Below are 21,276 nucleotides of genomic sequence, written 5' to 3'. Positions count from 1 at the left end.
CTTGCGGTTGCTGCTGCCACGGCCTAACGCCACGGCAGTTTAAAAAATGTCCGCTCTTTCAGCGGAAGACTCAGGTCTTCTCCACCTGGCTGAATTCCAGCTCGACGGGCGTTGCACGACCAAAAATGGTCACCGACACGCGCATCTTGTTCTTTTCGTAGTTAACCTCTTCCACCGTGCCATTGAAGTCGGTGAACGGGCCTTCCTTGACGCGCACGTATTCGCCCACCACAAACTCCACCTTGTGGCGGGGCTTGTCGGTGCCTTCCTGCATCTGGTTGACGATCTTCTGAACGTCTTCTTCAGAAATCGGAGCAGGACGGTTCTTGGCACCACCCACAAAGCCGGTCACCTTGTTGGTGTGCTTCACCAAGTGCCAGGTGTCGTCGTCCATCACCATTTCCACCAGCACATAGCCGGGGAAGAACTTGCGTTCCGTGGTGCGGCGTTGGCCGTTTTTCATCTCGACCACCTCTTCGGTGGGCACCAAAATGCGGCCAAATTTGTCTTGCATGCCAGCGCGGTTGATGCGCTCGATAATGTTGCGCTCAGCGGCTTTTTCCATGCCCGAATAGGCATGCACCACATACCAGCGCATGCCTTCTGCTGCAACGCCGTCGGTCACAGGGCTTTGTTGATCGCTCATTATTATCTCCAGCCCAAGATCAGGTCGTAAAACACCCATTCCAGGGTCTTGTCGGTCAACCAGAGGAACAGCGCCATCACAAAGACAAACGCAAACACATAGGCCGTCATCTGGATCGCCTCTTTGCGGGCAGGCCAGACCACCTTCTTGGTTTCACGCCATGCATCGCGGCCAAAAGCCAGCAACTGCTTGCCCGACTCCGAAACGCCAAAAACCACCACCGAGGCGATCATTGCAGCGATCAGCGCGCCCCACTGCACAAGCGAACCTTGGGCAGACAGAAGATAGAACGCAACAAAGCCACCGAGCAACAACGCAACAGCGACGGCCAGTTTGGCCTTGTCGGCACTGGTGTTGACGGTTTGAACTTCGGAAGTGGCCATGAGAATCCAGACAATGCATTACAAAATTTCGCGCCACCGAAGCCAGAAGCTTGAGACACGCAAGCCCACCAGAGGTCACAACGACTTCGGTGGGCTTGTTAACCACAAAACAGAGGCGTCAGGCGACTGCTTGATCCTGTTTGGTGGCAGGGGCAGTAGGAATCGAACCTACAACCTTCGGTTTTGGAGACCGACGCTCTGCCAATTGAGCTATACCCCTACTGGCTATACCCCGCTATGGGCAATCAGGCAATGATCTTGGCAACCACACCGGCGCCAACGGTACGACCACCTTCGCGAATGGCGAAGCGCAGGCCTTCTTCCATGGCGATGGGGTTGATCAGCTTCACGGTGATCGACACGTTGTCACCAGGCATCACCATCTCTTTGCCTTCTGGCAGCTCGATGGAGCCGGTCACGTCGGTCGTGCGGAAGTAGAACTGTGGACGGTAGTTGTTGAAGAACGGCGTGTGACGGCCACCCTCGTCTTTGGACAAGACATAGATCTCGCCGGTGAAGTGGGTGTGTGGCTTGATCGTGCCGGGCTTGCACAGCACCTGGCCGCGCTGCACGTCTTCGCGCTTGGTACCGCGCAACAGGATACCGACGTTGTCGCCAGCCTGACCCTGGTCCAGCAGCTTGCGGAACATTTCCACGCCGGTGCAGGTGGTCTTCTGGGTGTCGGCGATACCAACGATTTCGATTTCTTCGCCGACTTTGACGATACCGCGCTCGATGCGACCGGTCACCACGGTGCCGCGACCGGAGATGGAGAACACGTCTTCCACGGGCATCAGGAAGGCACCGTCCACAGCGCGGTCTGGCGTTGGGATGTAGGTGTCCAGCGCTTCAGCCAGCTTCATGATGGCCTCTTCACCCAGGGGACCCTTGTCGCCTTCGAGGGCGAGCTTGGCAGAGCCGTGGATGATGGGGGTGGCATCGCCAGGGAACTCGTACTTGTCGAGCAGCTCGCGCACTTCCATTTCCACCAGCTCGAGCAGCTCGGCGTCGTCGACCATGTCGCACTTGTTCAGGAACACAATGATGTAAGGCACGCCCACCTGGCGGGCCAGCAGGATGTGCTCGCGGGTCTGGGGCATGGGGCCGTCAGCGGCCGAGCACACCAGAATAGCGCCGTCCATCTGTGCGGCGCCGGTGATCATGTTTTTCACATAGTCAGCGTGGCCGGGGCAGTCAACGTGGGCGTAATGGCGGTTGGCCGTTTCGTATTCCACGTGGGCGGTGTTGATGGTGATACCGCGGGCCTTCTCTTCCGGAGCCGCATCGATCTGGTCGTAGGCCTTGGCGGAGCCGCCATACTTGGCCGACAGCACGGTGGTGATGGCCGCAGTCAGGGTGGTTTTACCGTGGTCAACGTGACCAATGGTGCCAACGTTGACGTGCGGCTTGGTCCGCTCAAATTTCTCTTTTGCCATTTTTCAGCTCCAAAATCAAAATTGCCGAAACACCAGAACAAATATGGTGCCCTTGGCGGGAATCGGACCCGCGACCTCTCCCTTACCAAGGGAGTGCTCTACCACTGAGCCACAAGGGCCAAGGCACCCAGATCAACTGGACACCTCAGAAAATTTACTGCATCGCCTGTAAAAACGAACCAGCCGTCAACACAATCTGGAGCGGGAGACGGGAATCGAACCCGCGTCATCAGCTTGGAAGGCTGGGGTTCTACCATTGAACTACTCCCGCACAAAGAAACCAGAACCACATAGTCCGGACAACCCTGAGCGCGACATCCCAATCGCTCCTAGATCACATCAACTGCTGGTGGAGGAGGCTGGATTCGAACCAGCGTACGCGTTAGCGGGCAGATTTACAGTCTGCTGCCTTTAACCACTCGGCCACCCCTCCGTAGCGCAGCCCAGAATTATGCCATGGTTTTCACGAGTTGCACCAGTCTTCTGAGCAATGTCGCAGAGTCACCACCGAATGGGTGTCCTTTTTTGCCTGATGAGCCACTGGTTGACCCGCCCAAAGTGACCGCATCCTATGAAAGGCGCGGGGCCGCGGTTGGCCGACAGGGGCGATGGGTGGTTGGCCATCAACACGGCGTGGCGGCTGACATCGATGAGGCCTGCTTTCTTTTGCGCGTGGGCACCCCACAGCAGGAAGACCTTGGGCGGGCCACCGTCGCTGCAATGGCGAATCACCGCATCGGTGAGCGCTTCCCACCCCTGGCCGGCATGGCTGGCCGGTTGGCCATCCTCCACCGTGAGGCAGGTGTTGAGCAGGAGCACGCCCTGCTCTGACCATCGCACCAGGGAACCGTTTATGGGCAGAGGCAGCCCCAGATCGCGCTGCAGTTCTTTGAATATATTGCGCAAACTGGGCGGTGGCTTGACGTCGGGTGCCACGGAAAAGGCCAGACCCTCGGCCTGTCCATGCCCGTGGTACGGGTCTTGACCCAGAATGACCACCCGCACCGCATCGGGCGCTGTGAGTGTGAGCGCGCGCAAGGGTTGCGGCGGATAGATCACCGCACGCGCGGCACGCCGCTGCTGCAAAAAAGTCTGCAAACGGACACCTTCAACCGAATGGCGAAAAACCTCGATGATGGACGCCCAGCCGGGCTGTAGGCCAGCATCGATCAGGTCATGGCCTGCCGGGCTGGGTGCGGCATCGGTTGCGCCATCCAGGTTGAGCACAGCCTGCATGGGCTTCCAGCTCAGGAGAACAGCTCGGCCAGCGCCAGGCCGGGCTCGGGGGCGCGCATGAAGGTCTCGCCCACCAGAAAGGCGTGCACGCCCGCGCTGCGCATGGTTTGAACATCGGCGCGCGACACGATGCCAGACTCGGTGATCAGCAAACGGTCGGCGGGCACATCGTTGAGCATGTCCAGCGTGGTCTTCAGCGTCACGTCGAACGTGCGCAGATTACGGTTGTTGATACCCAGCAGGCGGGTCTTGAGCTTGAGCGCGCGCTGCAGTTCTTCGCGGTCGTGCACCTCCACCAGCACCGCCATGTTCATGCTGAGGGCCAGCGCCTCCAGGTCGGCCATTTGCGCGTCATCCAGGCAGGCGGCGATCAGCAGGATGGCGTCGGCTCCCATCACGCGGGCCTCGTAGACCTGGTAGGGGTCGACCATGAAGTCTTTGCGCAACACGGGCAGGTCGCAGCTGGCACGGGCTTGTTTGAGGTAGTCGGGGCTGCCCTGGAAAAACTGTCGATCGGTGAGCACCGACAGACAGGCTGCGCTGACTTGCCCATCGCCTGCGGCGTAGCTTTGAGCAATGTCGGCGGGGATGAAGTCTTCGCGGATCACGCCCATGCTGGGGCTCGCTTTTTTTATCTCGGCAATGACGGCCGCCTGGCCAGCGGCGATCTTGGCCCGCAAGGCGCCTTCAAAGTCGCGCGTGAGCACGCGGCTCTCGGCGTCGAAGCGCACCACATCCAGCGGTTTTTTTCGCTGTGCAGCGGCGATCTCTTCGTGCTTCACAGCCACGATTTTCTGGAGGATGTCGCTCATTTTGGGTTCTCTGCGTTGGGTTTTTCGGTCAGATTCGGCGGGCTGGCAGGCGGGGGCACCGGGTTTTTCAGGATCCGCAGAAACAGGCGGTGCATGACCCAGCCCGCCACCACGAACAGCAGTGAGATGCCGATCGCGATCCAGGCGCCTTCGTTTTGTAGCCAGACGGGCATGGTGCCTGCGCCACTCAGGGGCCCACGCTGGCCGTGTTCAGCTGGCTGAATGCGGTCAACTCGGCGAGCTTGCGGGCCGCCGCGCCGGACTCAATGGCGCGGCGGGCCTGCGCAATGCCCTGCGCCATGTCGTCGCAGACGTTGGCCGCGTAGAGCGCCACGCCCGCGTTGAGCGCCACGATGTCGCGCGCGGCGCGAATGGCGGGCGCATCCTGGGCCTCCAGCACGCCCATCAGCATCGCCTTGGAATCGTCGGGCGTTTCTACGCGCAGGGTGCGGTTGCTGGCCATGGTGAGGCCAAAGTCTTCGGGGTGGATTTCGTATTCCGTGATCTCACCGTTTTTCAGCTCACCCACCATGGTGGCCGCGCCCAGACTCACCTCGTCCATGCCGTCGCGGCCATACACCACCACCGCGTGCTCAGCGCCCAGGCGCTGCAACGCACGCACCTGAATACCCACGAGATCGGGGTGGAACACACCCATCAGGATGTTGGGCGCCGAGGCCGGGTTGGTGAGCGGACCCAGGATGTTGAAGATGGTCTTCATGCCCAGCTCGTGGCGCACCGGCGCCACATTTTTCATGGCGGGGTGGTGGTTGGGCGCGAACATGAAGCCCACGCCCACCTGTTCGATGCAACGCGCAATTTGATCGGGCGTGAGGTTGATGTTGACGCCCAGGCTTTCCAGCACGTCGGCGCTGCCGCTCTTGCTGCTGACGCTGCGCCCGCCATGTTTGCTGACCTTGGCACCCGCCGCTGCCGCCACAAACATGGAGCAGGTCGAAATGTTGAAGGTGTGTGAACCGTCGCCACCCGTGCCCACGATGTCCACCAGGTGGGTCTTGTCGGCCACGTGCACCTTGGTGGAAAACTCGCGCATCACCTGCGCGGCAGCGGTGATCTCGCCGATGGTTTCCTTTTTGACGCGCAGGCCGGTGATGAAGGCCGCCATCATCACCGGCGACATCTCACCGCTCATGATCATGCGCATCAGGTGCAGCATCTCGTCGTGAAAAATCTCGCGGTGCTCGATGGTGCGTTGCAAGGCTTCCTGCGGGGTGATCTTGTGGCTGTGGGGCATGGGTGACTCCATTGACTTATTGAGCGGGATTGTCCGACATGGCCAGCTTGAGGCCAAAGCCGATAAACAGGGCGCCGGCGGCACGGTCCAGCCAGTGCAAGGTGCGCTGCACAGCGCCTACGCGTTGCGAAGCCCAGCCAGCGAGCCAGGCGTAGCCAAAGTTGATCGGCAGCGAATTGAGGTTGAACAGCAGGCCCAGCAGCAGGAAGGTGGTGACCTTGTCGGGCGTGCCAGGCGCGATGAACTGCGGCACGAACGCCAGGAAAAACAGCGCCACCTTGGGATTGAGCACGTTGGTGAGGAAACCCCGGCGAAAGATACGACCCAGATCGGCCGGTTCACGCACCGCTGCGCCGGCCGCCGGCACCACCGGCGAACCGCCTTTGGCCAGCAGCAGCTTCACGCCCATCCACACTAGGTAGGCGGCGCCCGCCCACTTGAGCACGGTGAACGCCGTGGCCGAGGTGGCGAGCAGCGCGCCCACGCCGAGCGCTGCCGCAAAAACGTGCACGAAGCAGCCGCTGACGATGCCCGACGCGGCCACCATGCCGGCGCGCACCCCGCTCTTGAGCGCGGTGCTCACGATGTAGAGCACGTCGGGACCGGGCGTGAGGTTGAGCAACCAGCCCGCCGCGATGAACATCAGGAGTTGCGGGGTATCTGGCATGCAACGCGCCTGTCAGGTGTTCAGTAGGGGCCGGTGCGCATGGCACTGGCGGTCTCAGCCGGCGCTTCGGCGAAGAAGCGCCGCACAGTGGCGATGGTGTGATCGATGCCGGCCGCGTCCACGTCGAGGTGGGTGACGAAGCGCAAGCCGATCAGGCCTGTGGCCAGCACGCCATTCGCTTTCAGAAAGTCGAGCAGCGCGGGCCCGCGGGCGCCGGCCACATCCACAAACACGATGTTGGTTTCAGCCGACTTCACCATCAGACCATCGATGCCTCGTAGACCCTCGGCCAGGCGCCGCGCGTTGGCGTGGTCATCTGCCAGCCGCTCCACATGGTGGTCCAGCGCGTGCAGGGCACAGGCGGCCAGCAGACCGGCCTGGCGCAGCCCGCCACCGGCCATCTTGCGGATGCGGCGGGCGCGGTTAATCAGCTCCTGCGAGCCGCACAAAGCCGAACCCACCGGCGCGCCCAGGCCCTTGCTGAAGCAGACCGACAAGCTGTCGAAATGGTCGGCAATTTCGCGCAAGCGGCTGAACGCGGCCTGCCCGGCAGCAGCCGAGGCCACCGCGGCGTTGAACACCCGCGCGCCGTCCAGGTGCGTGGCCAGCCCACGCTCACGCCCCAGTGCCGTGGCGTCCCGCAGGTAGTCGTCAGGCATCACATGGCCGTTCCAGGTGTTCTCCAGACACAGCAGGCGGGTGCGCGCGAAGTGCGGGTCGTCGGGCTTGATGGCGGCCGCGATGTCGGCCAGCGCCATGCAGCCCTGCGCGTCTTGCGTCAGCGGTTGTGGCTGCACGCTGCCAAACACCGCCGCGCCACCACCCTCGTAGCGGTAGGTGTGTGCCAACTGGCCGACGATGTATTCGTCGCCCCGGCCGCAGTGTGCCAGGATGCCGCACAGGTTGCTCTGCGTGCCAGAGGGCATGAACAGCGCGGCTTCTTTGCCGGTGATGGCGGCGATGCGCTCCTGCAGCGCATTGACCGTGGGGTCGTCGCCAAACACATCGTCGCCCAGGGGTGCCGCCATCATGGCGGCGCGCATGGCGGCGGTGGGTTGCGTGACGGTGTCGCTTCTGAGATCAACCAACATCAACTGTCCTTTCAGGATCACCAAGTACTTGGCCAGTGGCACCGCGGAACTGGCTTTGCCAGGCCGCTGGTGCCGTCCCCCTCCCGCCGCAGGCGAGAGAGGGGGCCGAGGACCGCGGCTCCCAAGCCTGCCTGCGCAGGCTTGGACAGAACCAGGAGGCATCGCCTCTGGCGATGTCGCGGCCTGCAAGGCGAGCGAAGCGGCGCAGGGGGTGCTTCATATCTTCTGCTCCAGGAAGTTTTTCAGCATCGCGTGCCCATGCTCGGTCAGGATGCTCTCGGGGTGAAACTGCACGCCTTCAATCGCCAGCGTCTTGTGCTTCACGCCCATGATCTCGCCATCGGGCGTCCAGGCCGTGACCTTCAGGCAGTCGGGGCAGGTCTCGCGCTCGATGGCCAGCGAGTGGTAGCGATTGACCGTGAACTGCTCCGGCAGGTTGGCGAACACGCCTTCCTGCGTGGTGGTGATCTGAGAAGTCTTGCCGTGCATGAGCTCCTGCGCACGGATGATCTTGCCGCCGAAGGCTGCGCCGATACTCTGGTGGCCCAAGCACACGCCCAGGATCGGCAACTGGCCCGCGAAGTGCTGGATGGCTGCCACCGAAATACCCGCCTCAGCCGGCGAGCAGGGGCCGGGGGAAATCACCAGGCGGTCGATCTGGCCGGCATCGAGCCGACGCTGGATCTCGTCCACCGTGATCTCATCGTTGCGCACCACGGTCACGTCAGCACCGAGTTCACCGAAGTACTGCACGATGTTGTAGGTGAAGGAGTCGTAGTTATCGACCATCAAAACCTTCATACCGTCACTCCTGGTTCCTCAATTGAAAGCAACCTCAAGGTCAATCGCTTCAACTCCTGTTGTCGGAGATCGATGGCCTGACTGTTCCAGTCATCGTGCTGACTCAGCCATTGCGAGGCTTTGACATAGCTGGTATTGACTCCAACAGCCTGGGACTTAGCCAAGGACTTTGTCATGAACAAACCGGAGTTGCCATACGCCGCTTGTTTGACAGAAAAATAATCGCGCCCCAAAGACGCATTGATCGGCTTTTCCAGCAATGTGAGGTTTCCCATCAGTGACTTGTAGCGATCATAGTCAGCCACTTTGTCGAATGACTCGCGCAATGCCACCGTGGGATTGTTCGGCAACACATGCTCGACTTCAAACTTTGTGAAATGGGCCACGCGTGCCTCACCAAGCGGCGAGCCTGCCAAGGACTCAAGGTACTGCGCTAGGCGGCACAGCAGGAACCGGCAAGTCAGCTTCCGCTCCAAGCCCAACCGATCCAAAGACGCAGAAACCCGGGGAGAGAGTCGCTGGATTTCCTTGTTGATCCAGACTTGCATCCAAGCGTCCAACAGACTATCAAATTCCGGATTGGTTTTGTTTTGTACGATCCAGCCCCCCAACTTGGGCGCAATGTCAGCAAATATGGCGTCCAAGACCTTGGTCGGCTCTTGCGCCAACACATATGTCACAAACAAACGCTCCAGATGCCCCGTGACCACACGCAGCGCCTCCGCTGTCAACTCCTGACAGGCCAACAGCACGATCAAATGCTGCCGCGCTCGGCCCGACAGGGCGTAGATACTGGACAGCGGAACGTCAGGCTCTGCAACGAAGCGCTTGTATGCCATGGCAGACACTTGCAATCGCTTCGCGAACGCAATCGGCTCACTGATAATTCCAATTTTCTCTTTGTGCTCAGACAACCACTCGTACAAATCATCTTCCGTGAGCGGCTTGTTTTTTTTGCGCGCTTCAGGAAAATTAGCCAACACGAAGTACCGCAGAAAACGCAGCGGTTTTTCACCACGCCCGGTCTTCTCAATGGTATGCACCATCTCCTTCCAGACAGTTGTCAGCTTGTCGAACTCGTCCTTGGGAACCTGCATAAACAACAGGTTTTTGAGCAGGTCCAACGCATTGAGACCCACACCCCTGTCGTTGATCGTTTCAAATATCCTCAGCGCGTCACTGATGCCCAACGTTTGTATGCGCACCAGCCTTACGCGCTTGGTCATGTGCGCCTGAAACTTTCGAATAGCATTCACATCGCTTTGAAACTGCTCCAGCAGAAACTCCGATGCAGTTTCGTATGCCTGCAACATATTGCGTGCGGAGTTTGGCAAACGCTGTCCGTCGCCAAGTGCTGCTGCCTTCCCGTGCGCCAGAGCATCAAGCACATCCCCGGCATCCTCATACAACGGCCTCAAGCGAAGCCGGGCACCCGTTGTTCCGTCAAGCTTTTGATACTGATCCTTGATCATGCCTTCAAGAAACCCGATGGATTCGACGTCGTTCAGTGCCTTGCGTCTGTCACGTATGGCGCACAACACAAGAAACAAGGTTGTGATGCGCTGCTGTCCATCAATCAGCTGAAAGACTCTATCCGAATCCAGATACGCCACAATGCTACCAATGAAGTATTCGCCGGTTGTGGCAGATCCGTTTTCATCAAACAAGGCATCGAACGCATCGTTCAGCAATGAACTGACCTGTGGGGCCTTCCAGACATACTCCCTTTGAAAAGCGGGGATTTCGTAGAAAGACTCCTTGAAGACTTCTTCGACCGTTGGGTGTTTGACTTCGATCTGCATACTTCCCTCCTGATTTATTCCAGGCCTTCTTCCACCAGCTCGGCCGCACGCAGCAGCGCGCGCGCCTTGTGCTCGGTCTCTCTCCATTCCATTTCAGGAATGGAGTCGGCCACCACACCAGCGGCGGCCTGCACGTAGAGCATCTGGTCTTTGATGATGCCAGTGCGGATGGCGATGGCCACGTCCATGTCGCCGGCGTAGCTCAGGTAACCGCAGGCACCGCCGTACAGGCCGCGCTTGGTCGGCTCCAGCTGGTCAATGATCTCCATGGCATGCACCTTGGGCGCACCGGTCAGCGTGCCCGCCGGGAAGGTGGCTTTCAGCACATCCATGTTGCTCATACCGTCCAGCAGCGTGCCCTCCACGTTGCTCACGATGTGCATCACGTGGCTGTAGCGCTCCACCGCAAAGGCCTCGGTCACCTTCACGCTGCCGATTTTGGCGATGCGGCCAATGTCGTTGCGCGCCAGGTCGATCAGCATCACATGTTCGGCGCGCTCTTTCGGGTCGTTCACCAGCTCGATCTCAGTCGCCTTGTCCTTCTCGGGCGTGGCGCCGCGCGGGCGGGTACCGGCGAGCGGGCGGATGATGACCTTTTGGCCCTCGTCCACCTGCTCCTGGCGCACCAGAATCTCAGGCGAGGCGCCCACCACATGGAAGTCACCGAAGTGGTAGTAATACATGTACGGGCTGGGGTTCAGCGAACGCAGCGCGCGGTACAGGCTGAGCGGGCTTTCGGTGTAGCGCTTCTTGATGCGCTGGCCCACCTGCACCTGCATGAAGTCGCCGCCGGCGATCAGCTCTTTGGCGCGCTCCACGGCGGCGATGTAGTCGGCCTTGGCAAAGTCGCGCTCGGCCGGGTAGCTCTGGCTGGGTTTGACCACCGGCGCGCTCACCGAGTATTTCAGCGCCTCTTTCAGCTCGCGCACCCGCTTCTTGGCATTGGCGTAGGCCTCGGGCTGGGCCGGGTCGGCGTAGACGATCAGGTAGAGCTTGCCCGAGAGGTTGTCGATGACGGCCAGCTCTTCGCACTGCAGCAGCAGGATGTCGGGGCAGCCCAGGGTGTCGGGCGGGCAACTGGCTTCGAGCTTTTTCTCGATGTAACGCACCGCGTCGTAGCCGAAGTAGCCCGCCAGGCCGCCGCAGAAACGCGGCAGGCCGGGCCGCAGCGCCACCTTGAAGCGCTGCTGGTAGGCGGCGATGAAGTCCAGCGGGTTGCCGTGGTTCGTTTCCACCACGGCGCCGTCGCGCACCACCTCGGTTTTGGCCTCGGCGCCGAAGCCGCTGGCCCGCAGCAGCGTGCGCGCCGGCAGGCCGATGAAGCTGTAACGGCCAAAGCGCTCGCCGCCAACCACCGATTCGAGCAGAAAGCTGTGTTTGCCGTCTCCGCGCCCATGGGCGAGCTTGAGGTACAGCGACAGCGGGGTTTCGAGGTCCGCAAACGCTTCGGCCATCAGCGGGATGCGGTTGTAGCCCTGGCTGGCCAGGCTTTTGAATTCAAGTTCGGTGATCATGTTCAGACGCTCCATCGGCCTCTTGCTGCGCCGCAGCGGGGGAAACCGTTTTTCTGGGGTGCCCGGTCAGGCGCGCTGCCGGGTTCGGGGAGTGGGGTGGCGCGGGCGGGGGTCCATGGTGCAGACCGGAACCTGCGCACCGCCGGGGGGAAGTGCACGTTTACGCTGGCTTGCGCCAGGGCCAGGCTCCCCGGCCATTGCGGCTCGGCAGATTGCCCGTGAGGGTTGTGCGTGTGTTGAACATGGGTTGAAAGTGTAGCAAAGCTGCCGCGCACATGACGACGGCTTTCAGGCCACCCGCAGCGCCCCCCGGCAAAACCCTGTTGATTTCAGGGGCCCGGCTGGTCAAAATGCAGTTTTACGAACGACCGTTCGTTTTTATGCAACTTTCCGGCTGCTTCTCGGCAGACCCCACGACGATGACACACCCCAACACACCCCGTTTCTCGCTGCTGGCCCCGCTGCTGGCGCTGTGTCTGGCTTGGGCACCCGGTGCCGGAGACGCCGCCACGGTGGAGGTGAGCGGCGTGCAGCTGGAAGACCGCATCACCGCCCACGGCAGCACCCTGCAGCTCAACGGCGCCGGGGTGCGCTACAAGGCGGTGTTCAAGGTGTACACCGCCGGCCTGTACCTGAGCCAGAAAGCCACCACCACCGACGGCGTGTTGGCCGCTCCCGGCCCCAAGCGCCTGACCATCACCATGCTGCGCGACATCGATTCGGGCGAACTCGGCAAACTGTTTTCACGCGGCATGGAAGACAACATGGACCGCTCGGCTTTTTCCAAGCTGATCCCGGGCGTGATGCGCATGAGCCAGGTGTTCACCGACCACAAGCGACTCAAAGAAGGCGAAACCTTTGTGCTGGACTGGGTGCCCGGCACCGGCACGGTGCTCACCGTGAAGGGCCAGGTTGAAGGCGAGCCGTTCAAGGAGCCGGAGTTTTTCAACGCGCTGATGCGCATCTGGCTCGGGCCGAAGCCGGCCGACTGGCAGCTGAGAGACGCGCTGCTGGGCGGCAAGAAGCCCTGAAGAGCCTCCACGCTGCGCGGTCAGCGGTCAGCTCAGCAAATCGGCCAGCGAACCGATCAAGCGATCGTGTGGCGCGTCGGCAATTGGCTGGGCGTGGTTGTAGCCGTAGGTGACCAGCACCACCGGGCAACCGGCGGCCCGGGCCGCCAGGGCATCGTTTTGCGAGTCACCCACCATCACGGTGCGTGCGGGCAGCGAGCCCAGCGCTTCGCAGGTTTTGAGCAGGGGCAACGGGTCGGGTTTTTTGCGCTCGAAACTGTCACCGCCAAACACCTGGCTGAAAAAGCCGTCCAGCCCCTTGGCCTTGAGCAGGTCTTGCGCAAACGCCAAAGGCTTGTTGGTCAGACACGCCATGCCGAGGCCAGCCGCCTGCATGGCGCGCAAGCCCTCTTCCACGCCCGCGAACACATCAGAAAACTGGCCGTTGATGCTCAGGTAGTGGTGCTGGTACTGGCGCCAGGCGCGATCAAAGAGCGCGTCCACGCTCATGGCCGGGCACGCTTCGCCGCAGCCGATCACCTCGGGCCGGCGCAATTGCTCGGCCAGCAAACTGCGGATCAGGTGCTCCGAGCCCTTGCCCACCGTGCGCTCGACAGCCGCACGGTCCACGCCGGGCAGGCCCAGGTCGGCCATGGTGCGGTTGAGCGCCACCTCGAAGTCGCCCAGGGTATCGACCATCGTGCCGTCCAGGTCGACGATCACGGCTTGGATGTTGGACAACATCAGGCCAGGGCCTGGCGCATGTCGTCGATCACGCGCTTGTAGTCCGGCTTGCCAAAAATGGCGCTGCCGGCCACAAACGTGTCGGCACCGGCATCGGCCACGCGGCGGATGTTGTCGGCCTTGATGCCGCCGTCCACCTCCAGGCGGATGTCCTTGCCGCTGGCTTCGATGCGTTTGCGGGCGGCTTCAATCTTTCGCAGCGCCGAGTCAATAAAACTCTGGCCGCCAAAGCCCGGGTTCACGCTCATGATCAAAATCAGGTCGATGTCGTCGATCAGGTAGTCCAGCACGTCCAGCGGCTGGGCCGGGTTGAAGGTGAGACCGGCCTTGCAGCCCTTGGCCTTGATCGCCTGCACGCTGCGGTGCACGTGGGCGCTGGCATCCGGGTGAAAACTCACCAGGTCGGCGCCCGCGTCAATGAAGGCACCCGCCAGCGCGTCCACCGGCTGGATCATCAGGTGCACGTCGATCGGCACCGGCGTGCCGTCGGGCTTCTTGGCGTGGGGCTTGAGCGCCTGGCACACCATGGGTCCAAAGGTCAGGTTGGGCACGTAGTGGTTGTCCATCACGTCGAAGTGGATCCAGTCGGCGCCCGCAGCGATGACGTTTTTCACCTCTTCACCCAAGCGGGCAAAGTCGGCAGACAGGATGGACGGGGCAATGCGGTAGGTGTGGGACATGACGTGGGTGGCTTGGGTGGCGTTGAAATGGCGACAGCGCGCATTTTCGCAGGCCTGACAAGGTCTTGCTGCGGCGCGGTAACATGCCGACCATGTCGAAATACCAGTTCACCTGTGAAGTCGAGCCCCAGTACCTCAGCGAGCAGTCGTCGCCCGAGGAGGACTTGTACGCCTTTGCCTACACCATCACGATCACCAACACCGGCGACGTGACGGCGCAGCTGATCGCGCGCCACTGGGTCGTTGGCGACGCGCGCGGCCACACCGACGAGGTGAAGGGCCTGGGCGTGGTGGGCAACCAGCCGCTGCTGCGCCCGGGGGAATCGTTTCAATACACCAGCGGCACCCGACTGCACACCCCCAATGGCACCATGCGCGGCAGCTTTTTTTGCGTGGCCGAAGACGGTGAACGCTTCGAAGCCCCAGTGCCCGAATTCGCGCTGCATGCCAACGCGTCAGGCACGGGTGAAGGCCCGGCCCGCGTGCTGCACTGACGGCCCTCGCTCTTCGGAGCGCCCCCACACCCCCACCGCATGGAACTGACCCAGCTGATTGACGCGCTAGACGCCAAAGCACCGCTGGCGCAGCGCCATTTGTGGCTGATCGAGCTGCTGCACTGGGTGCGCGGCGACGCCCAAGACCCCCAAGCCAGCGTGGCGCGCGTGCGCCTGTTTCTGGACGCGGTGCAAGCCCGCCCCGAATGGCAAACGGACTGGCACGCCTGGTGGCGAACCTTTGTGGGCAGCGTGGACGCCACGCCCCTGCTGGCCGACTACGGTTTTGCCCCGCGCACCGCGTTTTTGAGCGAACTGGCGCACCGCTTGCGCCGCAAGGTGCTGCCCGGCACACCCGAAACCACCGATCTGGCCGAACTGTTTGGCTTGCTGCTGCCCACGCGGTTTGACGTGCTGTGGCTCAAGGCGCTGGACACCGCCACGCTGGAGCGCCTGCGCCGGCTGTTGATCGCGCCCGGCGAGGCGGCGCACAACGGCGCGAACCCCGCAGCGGCCGGTTTCTGGCAAACCGCGCTCATGGACGCGCTCATTTTCTGCGTGAGCCAGGTCAGCGCCACCGGCTTTGCGTCTGAAATCCGGGTGCGCATGTCGGCCGAGGCACAGGCCGGGCGGCCGTTTCATGAGCTGCCCTCGTCTTTTGAAGTACTGCGTCTGGCGGTGCAGCACCACGGCCCACACAGCCCCCAGGCGCTGGCAGCGGCCGCGCAGCTGCGCGACCAGCTCGACGCCTGCCGCCACGCCGCCTACACCGTGTACTCGCACCTGGAGGCGCACGGTGTGTCGGTGGGCATTGTGTTTCGGCTGCGCCAGCTGCGCGAACGCATTGTGCGCATCAAGGAACTGCTGGACTGCCTGCAGTCCGAGCAGCCCGAGCGCGCCACCGCCGCCTTGCTGGCCGACCTGGCGCAGGTAGGGCAAGACAACCGCAGCATCCGCGCGCTCATTGCCAGCAGCTCGCAGCTGACGGCGGCCAAAGTGGCCGAACGCAGCGCCGAAAGCGGCGAACACTACATCACCCGCGACGCCGCCGAATACCGCCAGATGCTGGGCAAGGCCGCGGGCGGCGGCGCGGTGATTGGCCTCACCACCTGGGTCAAGTTTTCGCTCTATGCGCTGGGTTTGTCGGCGTTCTGGGCGGGCTTTGCTGCGGGCCTGAACTACGCGTTCTTTTTCGTGCTGATCCAGCTGCTGCACCTGACCGTGGCCACCAAGCAACCCGCGGTCACCGCCCCGGCCATGGTGGCCAAGCTCAAAGACATTCGAGAGCCGGGTGCGGTGCGCCGCTTTGTGGACGAAGTGGCCAACCTGTTTCGCTCGCAAATAGCGTCCATTGTGGGCAACGTGGGCCTGGTGATGCCGGTGGTGCTGCTGATCAGCCTGGGGCTGCAGTTCGCCACCGACGCGTCCATGATCAGCGTCGACAAAGCGCAGCATGTGCTGCACGACCTGCACCTGCTGGGCCCCACCCTGCTGTTCGCCGCGCTCACGGGCGTGCTGCTGTTTGCGTCCAGCATCGTGGCGGGCTGGGTCGAAAACTGGTTTGTGTTTCACAAGCTGGACTCGGCCGTGCGGCACAACCCGCGCTTCACCCGCGTGCTGGGGCCGGCCCGCGCTGCTCGCTGGGCCACGTTTTTGCGCAGCAACGTGTCGGGCCTGGCGGCCAATATTTCGCTGGGTTTCATGCTCGGCCTGGTGCCGGCCTTTGCCGCCTTTTTTGGGCTGGGACTGGACGTGCGCCACGTCACGCTGTCGGCCGGGCAGGCCGCCGCCGCGGCCGCTGCGCTGGGCCTGGGGGTTTTGACCGAGCCCGCCTTCTGGTGGGCCGTGGCCGGCATCGCGCTGGTGGGCCCGATCAACCTGGCGGTGAGCTTCTACCTGGCGTTTCGCCTGGCGCTGCGCGCGCAAAGCATCAGCGAAGTCAACCGCCAGCGCATCCGGGCGGCCATCTGGCGGCGCATCCGCATCGCGCCGCTGAGCTTCTTGCTGCCCCCGCGCCCGCTGCCCGACGAACCCGACAGCGACCTGCCTGCGCCCGCAGCGGACGACCACGTACCACCCGCCACCACCCCCGCGCAGCATGGGTGAGTTCGAACTCATTCGGCGCCACTTTCAGCGCCCGGGTGTGGCACTGCCCGAGCAGGTGGCGCTCGGCATTGGCGACGACTGCGCCCTGCTGCAGCCAGCGCCTGGCCACCAGCTGGCCGTCTCTTGCGACATGCTCGTGGAAGGGCGCCACTTCTTTGCCGGCATGAACCCGGCCTCGCTCGGCCACAAGTCGCTGGCCGTGAATCTGAGCGACCTGGCCGCCATGGGCGCCCGCCCGCTGGGCTTCACGTTGGCGCTGGCCTTGCCCAGTGCCAACGACGCCTGGCTCAGCGCGTTTGCGCAAGGCCTGTTTGCCCTGGCCGACGCGCACGCCTGCCCGCTGGTGGGCGGCGACACCACCCGCGGCCCGCTCAACATCTGCATCACCGTGTTGGGCGAACTGCGGCCCGGTCAAGCCTTGCGGCGCGGTGCGGCCCAACCGGGCGACGACCTGTACCTGAGCGGGCGCACCGGCGAAGCCCGGCTGGCGCTGGAGCTGCTGCTGGGCACACCCTGGGCGCTGCAACACACCGCCGCCGGCGCCCTGCCCCGGCTGCGCGAGCGGCTCGAGCGCCCAACGCCGCGCGTGGCTCTGGGCCAGGCGCTGGCCGGCCTGGCCCATGCCGCGCTGGACCTGAGCGACGGCCTGGCTGGCGACTTGGGCCACCTGCTGCAAGCCAGCGGCGTAGGCGCCCACATTGAACTGCCCCGCCTGCCCGTGGCCCCCGACCTGCAAACCCTGCCGCCAGCGCTGCAGCTCGACTGCCTGGTCAACGGCGGCGACGATTACGAACTGCTGTTCACGGCCGCCCCCGCCGACCGCACCGCCATTGAAGCCGCCGCCCAGGCCAGCCAGACACCGGTGCAGCGCATCGGGCAGATCACGGCGGCGCCTGGCCTGCGGCTGCTGGACGCGGCCGGGCAACCGGTGGCGCTGGTGTCGCGCGGTTTTGACCACTTCGCCTGACGAGCCGAGCCGCTGGCGACCGTGGCCACCTCGCCATAATCACAGGCATGCTTGAACCCGACACCCCCACCGGCACGCCGGCACAGCCTGGCGCGGCCAGGGCGCCCATGGTCCGGCCCACCTGGGCTTTCGTGCTGGCCCACCCGGCCCACTTCATTGCGCTCGGCGCGGGGTCGGGCTTGTCCCGCTTCGCCCCCGGCACCGCTGGCACGCTCTGGGCCTGGGCAGCGTTTGTGGTGTTGCAGCCGTTCATGTCAGACCCCGCCTGGGCCACCCTGATCGGCCTGGGCACGCTGGTGGGCTGGTGGGCCTGCACCGTCACGGCGCAACACATGCGCGTGGCCGATTCAGGCCACATCGTGTGGGACGAGGTGGTCGCGTTCTGGCTGGTGCTGTGGCTGGTGTCGCCCACCGGTTTCTGGGGCCAGTTGGCCGCGTTTGCGCTGTTTCGATTTTTTGACGCGGTGAAGTTTGGCCCCATGGCCTGGGCTGACCAGACCTTCAAAGGCTTCGGCCCGCGCGGTGGCTTTGGCATCTTGCTCGACGACTTTGCGGCGGCGCTCTGCACGCTGCTGGTCATTGCCCTCTGGAGATACTGACATGTCCACCATCCCCGAACTGGTCGCACGACTCGCCACCGCGCTCAAAGCCCGAGGCCAGTTCATGGCCACCGCCGAGAGCTGCACGGGCGGGCTCATCGCCGGCGCCTGCACCGACCTCAGCGGCTCCAGCGACTGGTTCGAGCGTGGTTTTGTCACCTATTCCAACGCTGCCAAGTGCGAGATGCTGGGCGTGCCGGCCGCGTTGATCGAGGCCCACGGCGCGGTGAGCGAGCCGGTGGCGCGAGCCATGGCCGCCGGCGCGGTGGTCAACGCCCACGCGCACTGGTCGGTGGCCGTGACCGGCATCGCCGGCCCCACGGGCGGCAGCGCTGAAAAGCCGGTGGGCACGGTGTGGCTGGGCTGGGCCACGCCCACGGGCGTGTTCACCGAACGCCAGCATTTTGCGGGCGATCGCTCGGCCGTGCGCCAGGCCACGGTGGCGCACGCGCTGGCCGGTTTGTTGCAACGGCTGGCACACCCTTGAGCCAGCCCCCGGCCGATCACGATCGCAAAGACCTGGCGCCCTATGGCCGAACCCTTTAAAAATTTCATCAACAACCGCACGGTGGAACGCGCCAGCGAGCATCTGCACCGCGCCTGGCCCGCGTTTGATCGCCAGCAATTTGAGCGGCAAGCGAACCACGGCCTGGACGCGCTCGAATTCAAGGCCCGGGCCATGCACCTGGCTGACGCGCTGCAAGCCACACTGCCCGCCAACTTTGCCGACGCAGCCGCCGTGCTGGAGGCCAGCCTGGCGGACCCGACACCGCTCGATGCCGCGGGCGAGCCCAGCGGTCTGAGCGGGGTGCAAAGTGACAGCGGGCTTTCGGGCTGGGTGGTCTGGTCCATGGGCGAATTTGTGGTCCGCCAAGGCATGGCCGACGTGCCCCGCGCGCTGGCCTGCCTGCACGCGCTGACGCAGCGCTTCTCAGCTGAATTCGCGCTTCGCCCGTTCATCCAGCAACACCCCGACACCACGCTGGCCACCCTCGGTACCTGGGTGAACGACCCCAGCGCGCATGTGCGCCGGCTGGTGAGCGAAGGCTCGCGCCCGCGCCTGCCCTGGGGCCTGCGGTTGCAAGCGCTGGTGGCCGACCCCACACCCACGCTGCCCCTGCTGCGTGCGCTGCAAGACGACGCCAGCGCCTACGTGCGCCGCAGCGTGGCCAACCACCTCAACGACATTGCCAAAGACCACCCCGAGCTGGTGACCGATTGGGTGCGTGAACACCAGCCAGGTGCCAGCGCCGAGCGCACCGCCCTGCTGCGCCACGCCAGCCGCAGCCTCATCAAGCAAGGCCATGCGCCCACCCTGCAGGCCTGGGGGCTGGGGCAGGGCTTGGTGGGTGACGCCGTGCTGAGCCTGTCTACCGACCACGCCCGCGTGGGGGAAGACGTGGGCTTGCATGTGACGCTGCGTTCTACCGCAACAGCGCCGCAGCCGCTGGTGGTGGACTACGCGGTGCACCACGTGCGCGCCAACGGCAGCACCAGCCCCAAGGTGTTCAAGGGCTGGAAGCTGGTGCTGGAACCCGGCGCCACACGAACGCTGGACAAACGCCACAGCCTGCGCCCCGTCACCACCCGCCAGCTCTACCCCGGCCCGCACCGGCTCGACCTGCAGATCAACGGGTACCTGTGCGCCAGCGCCACCTTTGAACTGCTGCCCTGAAGCCGGGACGTTGCGGCGGGGACCCGAGCCGCTGGGACACGGGGCGCTGGCCCCACCAGCAATTGCGACATTTCGCACAAGCTGATGCTGTTTTGCCACACCTGCGCTCGGTACGGGGGCTGTGCGCCCGCGTTTTGGCCCTGCACCGCCTAACACGCGCCGTGTAACACCTAAGGCAACGCTGAACAAGCGGTCGATCCAGCGACCCGTTGCCTCCTGATTGCGCCATGCGAGAAGCAAGGTCAAATCAAGTGGATTTCGTACCGTTTCAGGGCCATTTCGACCTTGTGCACGCGTTTGGCGTGCGCTGCAGACGCACTCATCCCATGAGGCGCTGACGCGCCAGGTAGATGTTGGCCAATCCCAGCGCCACGAACGAGCGCGTGGCGTTCTTGGCCAGCCCCCGGTAGCGCACCTTGGCAAAGCCCCACAGCCGCTTGACCACTGCAAAGACGTGTTCGACCCGCGCCCGGATTCTGGACTTGTTGCGGTTCTTCGAGCGTTCGGCTTCATCGACTTCACCGCCCTTGCGCACGCGCTGGTTGGTGAAGTCTTTGGCCTTGGGCGCCCTGGAAGCGATCAGCGTCTTCTGGCTAGCGTAGGCGCTGTCGCCGTACACGCGCTGCTCGTTGCCGTGCAGCAAATCGGGCAGCGGGTGTTTGTCGTGCATGTTGGCCGCTGTCACCACGGCGCTGTGCGCCAGCCCGCTGCGACTGTCCACGCCGATGTGCATCTTCATCCCGAAATACCACTGCTGACCCTTCTTGGTCTGGTGCATCTCGGGGTCACGTTGCTTGTCTGCGTTTTTGGTCGAGCTCGGTGCGCCGATGATGGTGGCGTCCACGATGGTGCCGGTACCGACCTTCATGCCCTGCGCCTGCAGCACCTCTCCCACTTTGGCAAACAAGGCCTCGCCCAGTTGGTGCGTCTCCAGCAAGCGGCGAAACTTCAGCAGCGTGGTCGCATCGGGCACGCGCTCGCGCCCGAGGTCTATGCCGACAAAGCGCCGCAGCGCGGTGCTGTCGAGTAGCGCATCCTCGCAGGCCTCATCGGCCAGGTTGAACCAGTGCTGCACGAAGTACATGCGCAGCATACGCTCGAGCCCGATCGGTGGACGCCCGTTGCCGGCCTTGGGGTAGTGAGGCTCGATCACCGCGCACAACGCCTGCCAGGGCACGATCTGCTGCATCGTGGCCAGGAAGGTATCGCGCCTGGTCGGCCTGCGGTAAGGCTCAAAACCTTCAGCTTGATCGGCGGCCATGGCAAGGGTTTGCTGTTTCATCTTCATCTGCCTGTTCGTCTGTACTGCAACGGTACAGGTAAACACCACGCTCGAGCAGTACTTAATCAGCGTTGCC

22 protein-coding genes and 4 tRNA genes are annotated in these 21,276 nt (G+C 63.6%); 7 read left to right on the top strand and 19 right to left on the bottom strand.

Annotation, left to right across the window (positions count from 1 at the left end):
* Positions 1 to 70 precede the first annotated feature (70 nt).
* The 16 genes from nusG to trpE form a co-directional block, all read right to left on the bottom strand.
* The gene (gene nusG / locus AC0GNR_RS15205) at positions 71 to 646 is read right to left on the bottom strand and encodes a transcription termination/antitermination protein NusG (protein WP_472901750.1); all 576 of its coding nucleotides are present in this window, start codon (positions 644 to 646) and stop codon (positions 71 to 73) included.
* A gap of 2 nt (positions 647 to 648) precedes the next feature.
* Complete coding sequence (secE, locus tag AC0GNR_RS15200) at positions 649 to 1,029, bottom strand: preprotein translocase subunit SecE (RefSeq protein ID WP_472901749.1); 381 nt, start codon at positions 1,027 to 1,029, stop codon at positions 649 to 651.
* Positions 1,030 to 1,173: 144 nt separating this feature from the next.
* Positions 1,174 to 1,249 (bottom strand) — tRNA-Trp (locus tag AC0GNR_RS15195).
* Between the two features lie 25 nt (positions 1,250 to 1,274).
* Complete coding sequence (gene tuf / locus AC0GNR_RS15190; protein ID WP_472900126.1) at positions 1,275 to 2,465, bottom strand: elongation factor Tu; 1,191 nt, start codon at positions 2,463 to 2,465, stop codon at positions 1,275 to 1,277.
* Positions 2,466 to 2,509: 44 nt separating this feature from the next.
* Positions 2,510 to 2,584, bottom strand: a tRNA-Thr gene (locus tag AC0GNR_RS15185).
* Between the two features lie 78 nt (positions 2,585 to 2,662).
* Positions 2,663 to 2,736: transfer RNA gene (locus AC0GNR_RS15180), tRNA-Gly, on the bottom strand.
* 76 nt (positions 2,737 to 2,812) lie between these two features.
* A tRNA-Tyr gene (locus tag AC0GNR_RS15175) sits at positions 2,813 to 2,898 on the bottom strand.
* 68 nt (positions 2,899 to 2,966) lie between these two features.
* Positions 2,967 to 3,701, bottom strand: a complete 735-nt coding sequence (locus tag AC0GNR_RS15170) for a uracil-DNA glycosylase (RefSeq protein WP_472901748.1) — start codon at positions 3,699 to 3,701, stop codon at positions 2,967 to 2,969.
* Between the two features lie 11 nt (positions 3,702 to 3,712).
* Positions 3,713 to 4,513 (bottom strand): indole-3-glycerol phosphate synthase TrpC, encoded by an 801-nt coding sequence (gene trpC / locus AC0GNR_RS15165; protein ID WP_472901747.1) that lies wholly within the window; start codon positions 4,511 to 4,513, stop codon positions 3,713 to 3,715.
* A complete protein-coding gene (locus AC0GNR_RS15160; RefSeq protein WP_472901746.1) occupies positions 4,510 to 4,686 on the bottom strand; it encodes a hypothetical protein in 177 nt (58 codons plus the stop codon). The genes trpC and AC0GNR_RS15160 overlap by 4 nt, the downstream gene beginning before the upstream one ends.
* A gap of 14 nt (positions 4,687 to 4,700) precedes the next feature.
* Positions 4,701 to 5,768, bottom strand: a complete 1,068-nt coding sequence (gene trpD / locus AC0GNR_RS15155) for an anthranilate phosphoribosyltransferase (RefSeq protein ID WP_472901745.1) — start codon at positions 5,766 to 5,768, stop codon at positions 4,701 to 4,703.
* A gap of 16 nt (positions 5,769 to 5,784) precedes the next feature.
* Positions 5,785 to 6,435 carry a LysE family translocator gene (locus AC0GNR_RS15150; protein WP_472901744.1) on the bottom strand — a complete coding sequence of 217 codons (651 nt, stop codon included), beginning with the start codon at positions 6,433 to 6,435 and terminating at the stop codon, positions 5,785 to 5,787.
* Between the two features lie 20 nt (positions 6,436 to 6,455).
* Positions 6,456 to 7,526 carry a low-specificity L-threonine aldolase gene (gene ltaE, locus AC0GNR_RS15145; RefSeq protein WP_472901743.1) on the bottom strand — a complete coding sequence of 357 codons (1,071 nt, stop codon included), beginning with the start codon at positions 7,524 to 7,526 and terminating at the stop codon, positions 6,456 to 6,458.
* A 216-nt stretch (positions 7,527 to 7,742) separates the two neighbouring features.
* Positions 7,743 to 8,327, bottom strand: a complete 585-nt coding sequence (locus AC0GNR_RS15140; RefSeq protein ID WP_472901742.1) for an anthranilate synthase component II — start codon at positions 8,325 to 8,327, stop codon at positions 7,743 to 7,745.
* Complete coding sequence (locus tag AC0GNR_RS15135) at positions 8,324 to 10,129, bottom strand: DUF262 domain-containing protein (RefSeq protein WP_472901741.1); 1,806 nt, start codon at positions 10,127 to 10,129, stop codon at positions 8,324 to 8,326. The genes AC0GNR_RS15140 and AC0GNR_RS15135 overlap by 4 nt, the downstream gene beginning before the upstream one ends.
* 14 nt (positions 10,130 to 10,143) lie before the next feature.
* On the bottom strand, positions 10,144 to 11,643 hold the full coding sequence (gene trpE / locus AC0GNR_RS15130; protein ID WP_472901740.1) for an anthranilate synthase component I: 1,500 nt from the start codon (positions 11,641 to 11,643) through the stop codon (positions 10,144 to 10,146).
* Between the two features lie 419 nt (positions 11,644 to 12,062).
* Here trpE and AC0GNR_RS15125 point away from each other — a divergent pair, with 419 nt between their 5' ends.
* A complete protein-coding gene (locus tag AC0GNR_RS15125; RefSeq protein ID WP_472901739.1) occupies positions 12,063 to 12,674 on the top strand; it encodes a chalcone isomerase family protein in 612 nt (203 codons plus the stop codon).
* Between the two features lie 27 nt (positions 12,675 to 12,701).
* Here the strand turns inward: AC0GNR_RS15125 and gph are convergent, their stop codons facing one another.
* Complete coding sequence (gene gph / locus AC0GNR_RS15120; RefSeq protein ID WP_472901738.1) at positions 12,702 to 13,397, bottom strand: phosphoglycolate phosphatase; 696 nt, start codon at positions 13,395 to 13,397, stop codon at positions 12,702 to 12,704.
* Positions 13,397 to 14,077, bottom strand: coding sequence for a ribulose-phosphate 3-epimerase (gene rpe, locus AC0GNR_RS15115; RefSeq protein WP_472901737.1), 681 nt, complete (start codon positions 14,075 to 14,077; stop codon positions 13,397 to 13,399). Before rpe ends, gph begins: the two co-directional genes overlap by 1 nt.
* Positions 14,078 to 14,169: 92 nt before the next feature.
* Here rpe and apaG point away from each other — a divergent pair, with 92 nt between their 5' ends.
* Genes apaG through AC0GNR_RS15085 form a run of 6 tightly spaced genes read left to right on the top strand, consistent with a single transcriptional unit; the run spans position 14,170 to position 19,918 of the window.
* Positions 14,170 to 14,571 carry a Co2+/Mg2+ efflux protein ApaG gene (apaG, locus tag AC0GNR_RS15110; protein WP_472901773.1) on the top strand — a complete coding sequence of 134 codons (402 nt, stop codon included), beginning with the start codon at positions 14,170 to 14,172 and terminating at the stop codon, positions 14,569 to 14,571.
* A 39-nt stretch (positions 14,572 to 14,610) separates the two neighbouring features.
* On the top strand, positions 14,611 to 16,677 hold the full coding sequence (locus AC0GNR_RS15105; protein WP_472901736.1) for a site-specific recombinase: 2,067 nt from the start codon (positions 14,611 to 14,613) through the stop codon (positions 16,675 to 16,677).
* A complete protein-coding gene (gene thiL / locus AC0GNR_RS15100) occupies positions 16,670 to 17,644 on the top strand; it encodes a thiamine-phosphate kinase (protein ID WP_472901735.1) in 975 nt (324 codons plus the stop codon). Before AC0GNR_RS15105 ends, thiL begins: the two co-directional genes overlap by 8 nt.
* Before the next feature lie 47 nt (positions 17,645 to 17,691).
* On the top strand, positions 17,692 to 18,243 hold the full coding sequence (locus tag AC0GNR_RS15095) for a phosphatidylglycerophosphatase A family protein (protein ID WP_472901734.1): 552 nt from the start codon (positions 17,692 to 17,694) through the stop codon (positions 18,241 to 18,243).
* A 1-nt stretch (position 18,244) separates the two neighbouring features.
* On the top strand, positions 18,245 to 18,730 hold the full coding sequence (locus AC0GNR_RS15090) for a CinA family protein (protein WP_472901733.1): 486 nt from the start codon (positions 18,245 to 18,247) through the stop codon (positions 18,728 to 18,730).
* 42 nt (positions 18,731 to 18,772) lie between these two features.
* Positions 18,773 to 19,918, top strand: coding sequence for a DNA alkylation repair protein (locus AC0GNR_RS15085; protein ID WP_472901732.1), 1,146 nt, complete (start codon positions 18,773 to 18,775; stop codon positions 19,916 to 19,918).
* 319 nt (positions 19,919 to 20,237) lie between these two features.
* Here AC0GNR_RS15085 and AC0GNR_RS15080 read toward each other — a convergent pair whose 3' ends face one another.
* On the bottom strand, positions 20,238 to 21,200 hold the full coding sequence (locus AC0GNR_RS15080; RefSeq protein WP_472900628.1) for an IS5 family transposase: 963 nt from the start codon (positions 21,198 to 21,200) through the stop codon (positions 20,238 to 20,240).
* Between the last annotated feature and the right edge of the window lie 76 nt (positions 21,201 to 21,276).

This window comes from Hydrogenophaga sp. LT287 (assembly GCF_055702805.1).
Note: the sequence above shows the minus strand (reverse complement) of the source record. Positions and strands in the feature narration are given on the sequence as shown.

Excerpts from the sequence above, each read along its gene's own strand:
- nusG (WP_472901750.1), bottom strand. The coding sequence starts at position 646 with ATGAGCGATCAACAAAGCCCTGTGACCGACGGCGTTGCAGCAGAAGGC.
- secE (WP_472901749.1), bottom strand. The coding sequence starts at position 1,029 with ATGGCCACTTCCGAAGTTCAAACCGTCAACACCAGTGCCGACAAGGCC.
- tuf (WP_472900126.1), bottom strand. The coding sequence starts at position 2,465 with ATGGCAAAAGAGAAATTTGAGCGGACCAAGCCGCACGTCAACGTTGGC.
- AC0GNR_RS15170 (WP_472901748.1), bottom strand. The coding sequence starts at position 3,701 with ATGCAGGCTGTGCTCAACCTGGATGGCGCAACCGATGCCGCACCCAGC.
- trpC (WP_472901747.1), bottom strand. The coding sequence starts at position 4,513 with ATGAGCGACATCCTCCAGAAAATCGTGGCTGTGAAGCACGAAGAGATC.
- AC0GNR_RS15160 (WP_472901746.1), bottom strand. The coding sequence starts at position 4,686 with ATGCCCGTCTGGCTACAAAACGAAGGCGCCTGGATCGCGATCGGCATC.
- trpD (WP_472901745.1), bottom strand. The coding sequence starts at position 5,768 with ATGCCCCACAGCCACAAGATCACCCCGCAGGAAGCCTTGCAACGCACC.
- AC0GNR_RS15150 (WP_472901744.1), bottom strand. The coding sequence starts at position 6,435 with ATGCCAGATACCCCGCAACTCCTGATGTTCATCGCGGCGGGCTGGTTG.
- ltaE (WP_472901743.1), bottom strand. The coding sequence starts at position 7,526 with ATGTTGGTTGATCTCAGAAGCGACACCGTCACGCAACCCACCGCCGCC.
- AC0GNR_RS15140 (WP_472901742.1), bottom strand. The coding sequence starts at position 8,327 with ATGAAGGTTTTGATGGTCGATAACTACGACTCCTTCACCTACAACATC.
- AC0GNR_RS15135 (WP_472901741.1), bottom strand. The coding sequence starts at position 10,129 with ATGCAGATCGAAGTCAAACACCCAACGGTCGAAGAAGTCTTCAAGGAG.
- trpE (WP_472901740.1), bottom strand. The coding sequence starts at position 11,643 with ATGATCACCGAACTTGAATTCAAAAGCCTGGCCAGCCAGGGCTACAAC.
- AC0GNR_RS15125 (WP_472901739.1), top strand. The coding sequence starts at position 12,063 with ATGACACACCCCAACACACCCCGTTTCTCGCTGCTGGCCCCGCTGCTG.
- gph (WP_472901738.1), bottom strand. The coding sequence starts at position 13,397 with ATGTTGTCCAACATCCAAGCCGTGATCGTCGACCTGGACGGCACGATG.
- rpe (WP_472901737.1), bottom strand. The coding sequence starts at position 14,077 with ATGTCCCACACCTACCGCATTGCCCCGTCCATCCTGTCTGCCGACTTT.
- apaG (WP_472901773.1), top strand. The coding sequence starts at position 14,170 with ATGTCGAAATACCAGTTCACCTGTGAAGTCGAGCCCCAGTACCTCAGC.
- AC0GNR_RS15105 (WP_472901736.1), top strand. The coding sequence starts at position 14,611 with ATGGAACTGACCCAGCTGATTGACGCGCTAGACGCCAAAGCACCGCTG.
- thiL (WP_472901735.1), top strand. The coding sequence starts at position 16,670 with ATGGGTGAGTTCGAACTCATTCGGCGCCACTTTCAGCGCCCGGGTGTG.
- AC0GNR_RS15095 (WP_472901734.1), top strand. The coding sequence starts at position 17,692 with ATGCTTGAACCCGACACCCCCACCGGCACGCCGGCACAGCCTGGCGCG.
- AC0GNR_RS15090 (WP_472901733.1), top strand. The coding sequence starts at position 18,245 with ATGTCCACCATCCCCGAACTGGTCGCACGACTCGCCACCGCGCTCAAA.
- AC0GNR_RS15085 (WP_472901732.1), top strand. The coding sequence starts at position 18,773 with ATGGCCGAACCCTTTAAAAATTTCATCAACAACCGCACGGTGGAACGC.
- AC0GNR_RS15080 (WP_472900628.1), bottom strand. The coding sequence starts at position 21,200 with ATGAAACAGCAAACCCTTGCCATGGCCGCCGATCAAGCTGAAGGTTTT.